This is a genomic window from Aliidiomarina sp. B3213 (genome assembly GCF_003290085.1).
GTDB lineage: Bacteria > Pseudomonadota > Gammaproteobacteria > Enterobacterales > Alteromonadaceae > Aliidiomarina.
The window spans coordinates 1-274 of record NZ_QMKJ01000026.1 but is presented as its reverse complement, the minus strand read 5'-3'; the positions used below and the strand labels follow the sequence as shown (position 1 = coordinate 274).

General features: G+C 43.1%; 1 tRNA gene. It reads right to left on the bottom strand.

Annotated features, from left to right (window positions below):
• Nucleotides 1-164 precede the first annotated feature (164 nt).
• Nucleotides 165-240, bottom strand: a tRNA-Ala gene (locus DQX04_RS12405).
• Nucleotides 241-274: the final 34 nt, after the last annotated feature.

Genomic DNA, 274 nt, shown 5'->3' with positions numbered 1-274 from the left:
ACGCCACCAAATAATCTGGTGAGTTATACCTGGCTTGTTCAAACTTCGTTTGTTTCTTTATCAGCTTGTCCAAATTATTAAAGAGCTACATCACATAATGTGATTGATAAATATTCTCGTAAAAACACTTATCAATACACTATGTAAAAGCAAAGATGAGGAAATGGTGGAGCCATGCGGGATCGAACCGCAGACCTCCTGGATGCAAACCAGGCGCTCTCCCAGCTGAGCTATGGCCCCTTTTTGTTCAGGCTTGCCACAATGCTCCAGTGCT